Annotated in this window: 1 pseudogene; it reads right to left on the bottom strand. The window is 61.0% G+C overall.

What is annotated here, in order from left to right:
• Window positions 1-99: 99 nt before the first annotated feature.
• Window positions 100-213 (bottom strand): annotated as a pseudogene (locus IG78_RS0141420) (transposase); the annotation flags it as partial.

The following is a 213-nucleotide window of genomic DNA, read 5'->3' as shown; positions in this document are numbered from 1 at the left end:
CTTTGGCTTTCACCACCAGGTAAGTCAGGTGACCCAAGAACCTCCTCCGAATTCATCCCGGATAATCCGGGGATACAACAAAGCGCCTCACGGCGCACGCCGCTCATACACGGTCTTCCACTTGCCGAACCGCGCAGGCAGATCCCGCCACGGCACCCCGGTGCGCTGTCGGAAGAGAATCCCGTTGATCACCCTGCGATGACCCTCCCAGCG

The organism is Streptomyces aureocirculatus (assembly GCF_000720475.1).
Taxonomy (GTDB): Bacteria; Actinomycetota; Actinomycetes; order Streptomycetales; family Streptomycetaceae; genus Streptomyces; species Streptomyces aureocirculatus.
The sequence above is the reverse complement of the archived record's forward strand: the minus strand, read 5'-3'. Positions and strand labels throughout refer to the sequence as shown.